Annotated in this window: 7 protein-coding genes; 4 read left to right on the top strand and 3 right to left on the bottom strand. The window is 44.2% G+C overall.

Annotation, left to right across the window (positions count from 1 at the left end):
• Positions 1 to 258 (bottom strand): hypothetical protein (locus THEPK_RS13415; protein WP_198011298.1); only part of this gene is annotated, 258 nt, incomplete at its 3' end.
• A gap of 387 nt (positions 259 to 645) precedes the next feature.
• Between THEPK_RS13415 and THEPK_RS07560 the strand changes: the two genes are divergently transcribed.
• The 4 genes from THEPK_RS07560 to tpiA all read left to right on the top strand — a co-directional run bounded on the left by THEPK_RS07560 (position 646) and on the right by tpiA (position 4,908).
• A complete protein-coding gene (locus THEPK_RS07560) occupies positions 646 to 885 on the top strand; it encodes a hypothetical protein (RefSeq protein ID WP_042700209.1) in 240 nt (79 codons plus the stop codon).
• Between the two features lie 97 nt (positions 886 to 982).
• A complete protein-coding gene (gene fbp / locus THEPK_RS07555) occupies positions 983 to 2,107 on the top strand; it encodes a fructose-1,6-bisphosphate aldolase/phosphatase (protein WP_042700207.1) in 1,125 nt (374 codons plus the stop codon).
• 124 nt (positions 2,108 to 2,231) lie between these two features.
• Positions 2,232 to 4,196, top strand: coding sequence for a glyceraldehyde-3-phosphate:ferredoxin oxidoreductase (gor, locus tag THEPK_RS07550; protein WP_042700203.1), 1,965 nt, complete (start codon positions 2,232 to 2,234; stop codon positions 4,194 to 4,196).
• A gap of 37 nt (positions 4,197 to 4,233) precedes the next feature.
• Positions 4,234 to 4,908, top strand: a complete 675-nt coding sequence (tpiA, locus tag THEPK_RS07545) for a triose-phosphate isomerase (protein WP_042700200.1) — start codon at positions 4,234 to 4,236, stop codon at positions 4,906 to 4,908.
• Here the strand turns inward: tpiA and THEPK_RS07540 are convergent.
• Positions 4,905 to 5,924 (bottom strand): TrmB family transcriptional regulator, encoded by a 1,020-nt coding sequence (locus THEPK_RS07540; protein WP_042700197.1) that lies wholly within the window; start codon positions 5,922 to 5,924, stop codon positions 4,905 to 4,907. The genes tpiA and THEPK_RS07540 overlap by 4 nt on opposite strands.
• A 10-nt stretch (positions 5,925 to 5,934) precedes the next feature.
• The gene (locus tag THEPK_RS07535) at positions 5,935 to 7,050 is read right to left on the bottom strand and encodes an ABC transporter ATP-binding protein (RefSeq protein WP_042700195.1); all 1,116 of its coding nucleotides are present in this window, start codon (positions 7,048 to 7,050) and stop codon (positions 5,935 to 5,937) included.
• Between the last annotated feature and the right edge of the window lie 10 nt (positions 7,051 to 7,060).

Genomic DNA, 7,060 nt, shown 5'->3' with positions numbered 1-7,060 from the left:
TCCGCCGTAGTGCTGGGCGTCTCTGAGGGGTAGGTTGTAGTATTGTTTAAAGAGGAGTATTGCCAGTATTGTTTTTACTGGAAATTTTTTGGATTTTGGCAGGTTCTTCAGCTTTCCTTCTGATTCGAAGTCTGCTAAAACGTCAAGAATTGCGAATGCCACGCTTTCAGGGTCTTTGAGTCTGTGATCCCATCTGGGGATCACGACAACCACCTGAAAGAATTCAGCAAAAACCCTAATAAAGGTTACTATAAACACGCCCTGACTGTGAGAACGATACTGCGTACGATAATAGGGGGATATTATTCTCTTAAATTCATTCAAAAAGTGCCAGAGTCGAAAGCGAAGCTTAAAGATCCCTTTTTTTCTGCCTCAAACGGAATAATATAAATACTTTACATTGCATGTTCTTCACATCCTTTCTCGTGCTTTTTCTTGTGTTCCACTTCTCTCCCATAAGAATCGGCTTTGATGGGTTTAATCGATAAATACGTCGCCATTTATTTTTTTCTGAGCTAAAACTGCCTTCACTGTTGTTCTCTTTAATCCTTGATGTTAATCACTTTGGTGCTTTTATCTTTACATTGTTCAACATTATAGTAAAGCTTATCATATTTGAAATCGTATGTTATTTGAGGGATATCCATGACGGAGATAAAGCATGTAAAAATTGGGGAGGACAAGTTCAGGATTACAGAGGAGGAAGTTGCAAGAAGGGAGCTTAAGGTGACAAAGATAAGTGACGACGTCATTCAGGTCCAGGAGGAAGTTCATGGAATTATAGCTGTTGTGGGCGCGGTAAGCAGCGTCAACATCAAGAAAGAGGAACTTAGGGAACTTATAAGAGTTGCAAGAGAGGAATTCGGCTGGACGGATATCTGCTGAACTCTTTTGTTTTTCCTTTGGTATCATTGGAAGTGATATATTTTATGGTGGTAAAATTTTATAAAACTGAAAGTAAACATATTATTGGTGATGCTATGTGGCGGTTGGAGAAAAAATAACCATTAGTGTGATAAAGGCTGATATCGGAGGATGGCCAGGACACTGCAAGGTTCATCCAGCGTTGATAGATAAGGCCAACGAGATTTTGAGTAAGGCAAAAGAAGAAGGAACGATAATCGATTTCTACGCCACATATTGTGGTGATGATCTGCAGCTCATTATGACGCACAAACACGGTGTTGATAGTGAGAAAGTACATGGCTTGGCTTGGGATGTGTTTAAAGAGGCAACTGAAATAGCAAAAGAGCTCGGTCTCTACGGGGCTGGCCAGGATTTGCTTAAAGATGCTTTCAGCGGAAATGTCAGGGGAATGGGCCCCGGAGTAGCTGAGATGGAGATTACCCTGAGAAAAAGCGAGCCCATAGTTACGTTTCACATGGATAAGACAGAACCGGGAGCATTCAACCTGCCGATCTTCAGGATGTTTGCCGATCCATTCAACACCGCCGGACTTGTCATCGATCCTCACATGCATATGGGCTTCAGGTTTGAGATATGGGACATAAAGGAGCACAAGAGAGTTATCCTGAATTCACCCGAAGAACTTTATGACATCTTGGCCCTCATAGGCGCAAAGTCGAGATACGTAATAAAGCGCGTGTATCCAAAGAAAGGGCACAATCTGCCCGAAGACGAGCCGGTGGCAGTTATAAGCACCGAAAAGCTGTATGAAATTGCGGGGGAATACGTGGGAAAAGATGACCCAGTGGCAATAGTAAGGGCTCAAAGCGGTCTCCCTGCCCTTGGAGAAGTCTTGGAGCCATTTGCGTTCCCACACCTTGTGAGTGGATGGATGAGAGGAAGTCATAACGGCCCAATAATGCCCGTTCCCCTCAAGTATGCAACTCCCTCAAGATTCGATGGACCTCCAAGGGTTGTAGCGTTAGGATGGCAGATCAACAAGGATGGAAAGCTGATAGGTCCGGTTGACCTCTTTGATGATATAGCATTTGATGACGCAAGAAAGAAGGCAGTGGAAATTGCAGATTACATAAGAAGACATGGACCCTTTGAGCCACATCGCCTACCGCTGGAGGAAATGGAATACACAACCTTGCCTGGTGTTCTGGAGAGGCTTAAGGACAGGTTTGAGCCGGTTTGATCTTCCTTTGCTAATCTTCTTTTTTTTGGTTCTAAAGAATCTATGAAATTCACTTGCATTATCCAAAAATCTTAAATAATTTGTTCTTCTACATAACACTTAGAGTGATATGGGAGGGAGGGATATGAGGTTTTCAGTGCTTAAGATAAACCTCGATGAAAAGAAAGTTGAAAGTGAAGAATTTGAGCGAGAGGGAATTTACGGCATAATTGATTATGCCTTGTACTTGCACGATGAAGTTTATAAGACCTACGAGCTCAAGAATCCCTATGACCCGAGGAACGTTATGGTTTTTGGAAAAGGACCTTTTGCTGGTTCTGTTCTCCCTGGTTCTCATAGAATGACCTTTGTTTATAGGTCACCCCAGTACGGAGGGGTTTTCCCATCAACTATGGGCGGTGCGGCTTATCAGTTTCAAAGGGTTGGAGTAGACTTTGTGGTTCTTGAGGGCAAAAGGGAAAAGCCCACAGTAATAGTGCTTTCCAATGACGGAGAAAACCTGAATGTTGAGCTTCATGAGATTGAACTTGAAAAGGTAATCGAGATATGGAAGGGCTACAAAGGGGAAGAGGGGGTTTATGCTCTCACTCAATACCTCATAGATAACTTCCACAACAAGTTTGACGGCATGGAGTATAGAATAGCCTGTGTTGGGCCGGCTTCTCTAAACACCCATATGGGAGCGGTGTTCTCTCAGACTTTGAGAAACGGCAAAAGAGTCGTCGGAAGTGAGGACTGGGCTGCAAGAGGGGGTACCGGAAGCGTTCTGCTAAGGGCACACAACGTTGTTGCCGTAATATTTGGTGGAAGAGCAAAGAGAAAGTTCCCAAAGGGTGATATAAGCAACATAACGGTGGCAAAGCAGATAGTTGAAGGCGTTCACAAGAAGCCCATGAACGAGGTCATATCAGAAAAGACCGTGAAATACAAATACAATCCTAAGCTCAACACGGGAGGAACCTTTGGAGGAAACTATCCAGCTGAAGGAGATTTAGTGCCCATACTCAACTGGCAGATGCCCTACATTCCAAAAGAAGACCGTATTAAAATCCACGAGAACATAATGAAATATTACTGGGAGCCCTTTAACAAAGAGGCAATAGAGCCCAAAAACTGGACTAACTGTGGGGAACCCTGTCCAGTAGTGTGTAAGAAATACGCCAACGGTCACCACATAGAGTACGAGCCGAGAGAAGCTAATGGGCCTTTAAGCGGTGTGATAACCCTTAGGGCAAGTGATGTAAGCGTTCACGCAGTTGATGCTATGGGATTTGATGCTATCAGCTTTGGAGGCACTGCCGCATGGGTTTTGGAGCTTGTCTATAGAGGACTGCTCAAGCCAGAGGAAGTTGGAATCAGCGACAAGCCCGAATTTGATAAGGACTCCCTTCTCCTAAAGCCTGTCGAGACCAGTGAAAAGAATGCCAAGCTTGTTGCTGAATTAGCCCGTAGGGTTGCTTTTGCTGAAACGGAAATTGCCAAGATAATTGGAGAGGGTATAAGGAGGGCAAGCGAGGTACTCGACGAGAAGTTCAAGGACAGGCTGAGTTATGGAGAGAGCTTCAAGGATTATGGAGTTTATACCCCGCTCGGGGCGAATGGGGAAATGGTACCAACTATGTACTGGGCGATAGGAAACTACATACCTCTGCCAATTCAGGGCCGCTATTGGACTTTCTACCAGTTTGGAGTCTTTCTTGAGCCTGAAGAGCTTGCAAACAAGATAGTTGCAAGTGCCCTTAATGAGTACTGGTACGACAACGTTGGATGGTGCAGGTTCCACCGTGGATGGGCGACACCTGTGTTGAGAGCACTCTTCATGGAAGCTTATGGAGAAAATGTAGACATGGAAGAACAGGCCAAAAAGACGATAAGAAAACTCGTTAACTTCCTCAAAAAGGCCGGTTATGAGCCGGTATTCTGGGATTCAATGAGAGTTGTAGATTTGATTGCAAAAGGTGCAGAAGAGTTTGGCAACGAGAGGTGGGCAGATCAGTTTAAGAAAGACAAAGTTGTGACAGCAAAGGAGTACCTTAGAAGGGTTTTGGCAGAATACAGCAGAATTTTGGGAGTTGATTGGACTCTTTAATTTTTTGCTTTAACTTTATCTAAAAGAGGTGGTAAAGATGTTGAAGGAGCCGATTATAGCCATAAATTTTAAGGCGTATATTGAGGCCACCGGGGAAAGGGCTTTAAAGATAGCCAAGGCGGCGGAAAAGGTTTACAAAGAAACCGGAATAACAATTGTCGTAGCCCCACAGCTGGTAGATCTTTATAGAATTGCTCAAGAAGTTGAGATTCCGGTCTTTGCTCAACATATAGACCCGATAAAACCCGGAAGCCATACAGGCCACGTTTTGCCGGAGGCAGTAAAAGAGGCCGGAGCCGTTGGGACTTTGCTCAACCACTCCGAGAACAGAATGATCCTTGCGGATTTAGAAGCTGCAATAAGAAGGGCTGAGGAAGTCGGCTTAATGACAATGGTCTGTAGCAATAACCCTGCAGTCAGTGCGGCAGTTGCTGCTTTAAATCCGGATTACGTTGCTGTTGAACCGCCGGAGCTTATTGGTACTGGAATTCCAGTCAGCAAGGCAAAGCCCGAGGTGATAACCAACACAGTGGAGCTCGTTAGGAAGGTAAACCCCGAGGTTAAGGTTCTTACCGGGGCCGGTATCTCAACTGGAGAAGATGTGAAGAAAGCTCTAGAATTGGGGACGGTTGGAGTTCTCTTAGCGAGTGGCGTCACAAAAGCCAAAGACCCAGAAAAAGCAATAAGAGACCTCGTATCGCTGATAGTTTAGCCTTTAAGGATCATTATCTCCGCTTCAATGTCCTCTAGAGATGCGTTCCATCCTCCCACTACATACCTTTTTCCATCTTTTGTTTCAACTGTTATGTTTGAGATAACCTTTCCTTCATTTTCAAAGAAGTCAACTATCCTTCCAATTAAATGGACGGGTTCTTGGGTCTTCACGAACTTTCCGTGTACTTCTATCTCACTTCCAATTAGGTTGTGATCCCTTATGTCCTCCACGAGAGCTCTAATATGTATGTAGCTCTTTGGAAGCTTTATCCTTTTTTCTTTTTTCTTATAGACTAGTTCTCCAGTGGGCCACAGTGCATGGTAAAAGTATCTATCGAGCATGAAAAGGAGATTTTTGTCCATTATTATTAAGGCGTAGCCCCTTATTGTTTGTTCTTTTGATTTGAACGCTTCGGGGGGAGCGTAAATGCCCAGATTTTTGTCTTGTATTACTATTGTTGGGTCCTCTACTTCTCTTACCTTGATTTTGTCTGCAATTTTTGGAACTTCCTTCTTTCCATACAAAAAGAGGTCAATTGTGACTTCCTTGTTTTTTGCCTTTAAAAATGGTGCCAGCTTTTCCAAAAGTTGTGAAGGAATTGCAAGGGAAAGGTGGTACTGGGCGTTCTTTATTGCCTCTGTTATGTAGTTCTCCAATGTTGTTTTGCTTTTTACTACTATTACCTCTCTCCGGCTTTCGTGGGGGGTGTACATGGCTTTTAATTCTTTTTTTGCGAGCTCTACCTTTTTCAGGTAGCCCTTCTCCATTTCGTCGAGAACTTTTTCCGGATCGAGTGGAACTATTTTCTTTGGCCTTTCACTTGTTATTGCAACAAAGCCCTTGCTCATTAAACTCCGCACAACGTCGTATATTCTTGGCTGGGGAACTTTTGAGAGGGAGGCGAGATCGCCTGCTGTGAGGGGTCCTTGCTTGATTAAAGTAAGGTATGCATTTACCTCATATTTGTTCAATCCCAACTCCTTCAAGAGCGCCTTGAGCTCGCCTTCCTCCATTTGCTCTCCCTCATATTATGGCTTTTTCAGTGTCCTTGTCAAATACGTGGATGTTATCTAGGTCAATCACTATTTTAACCTTACTCCCGACCTCAAGGGGTATGTGGCCTGGGAGCTTTACCTTTATGATTTGGCCGCTTCCTATATTGGCATGGACGATCGTGTCTGTTCCCAAAGCCTCAATAAAATCTACTGTTCCCTCTATTGTTGTGCTTCTCTTCACGTGCTCTAGAGATGAGATACCTTCTATAGTCATGTGTTCAGGTCTTATACCGAAGACAACTGTTTTGTCGATATACCTCTCTAGGAGCTCTTTAAAGTCCCTTGAAAGTGGAATCTCAAACCCTTCTCCCTCTAGGATAATGGAGTCATCCTTCTCTTTAACACTCACCTCAAGTAAGTTCATCTCCGGAGCGCCTATGAACGTTGCAACGAATATCGAGTTGGGCTTCAAATAAACCTCCGTTGGAGGTCCGACTTGAAGGAGCTTCCCTTTGTTCATTACCGCTATCCTATCTCCAATTGTCATGGCCTCAACTTGATCATGGGTAACGTATATTGTGGTGACCTTTAACTTCGTTTGGAGCTTCTTGATTTCCGCCCTCATTGTAACTCTGAGCTTAGCATCGAGGTTGGAGAGCGGTTCATCCATAAGCAGAACATCCGGTTCGACCACTATTGCCCTTGCAACGGCCACTCTCTGTCTCTGACCACCACTGAGCTGGGCAGGATACCTATCGAGAAGCTCCTCTATTTGGAGCAGTTCCGCAGCCCATTTGACCTTTTTGTCTATCTCCTCTTTTGGATACTTCTTAATCTTCAATGGGAATGCTATGTTGTCATAAACCGTCATATGGGGCCATACGGCATAGCTCTGGAAAACCATTGATATGTTTCTGTCTTTGGGAGGAAGGTAAGTTACATCTCTCTCCCCAAACCATATCTTTCCGCCTGTTGGCGTTTCTAAGCCTGCTATCATTCTAAGCGTTGTGGTCTTACCACAACCGCTCGGTCCGAGGAGTACAAGGAATTCTCCGTCTTTTATAGTTAGGTTTATTCCATCAACGGCCTTTACCCTTCCTTTATCAAAATACTTCTTGAGGTTTTCAAGCCTGACTTCCACCATTTTTAACACC

This window comes from Thermococcus sp. PK (assembly GCF_000430485.1).
Taxonomy (GTDB): domain Archaea; phylum Methanobacteriota_B; class Thermococci; order Thermococcales; family Thermococcaceae; genus Thermococcus_A; species Thermococcus_A bergensis.
The sequence above is the reverse complement of the archived record's forward strand: the minus strand, read 5'-3'. Positions and strand labels throughout refer to the sequence as shown.

Coding starts and splice junctions, on each gene's coding strand:
- THEPK_RS07560 (WP_042700209.1), top strand. CDS start 646: ATGACGGAGATAAAGCATGTAAAAATTGGGGAGGACAAGTTCAGGATT.
- tpiA (WP_042700200.1), top strand. CDS start 4,234: ATGTTGAAGGAGCCGATTATAGCCATAAATTTTAAGGCGTATATTGAG.
- THEPK_RS07540 (WP_042700197.1), bottom strand. CDS start 5,924: ATGGAGGAAGGCGAGCTCAAGGCGCTCTTGAAGGAGTTGGGATTGAAC.
- THEPK_RS07535 (WP_042700195.1), bottom strand. CDS start 7,050: ATGGTGGAAGTCAGGCTTGAAAACCTCAAGAAGTATTTTGATAAAGGA.
- gor (WP_042700203.1), top strand. CDS start 2,232: ATGAGGTTTTCAGTGCTTAAGATAAACCTCGATGAAAAGAAAGTTGAA.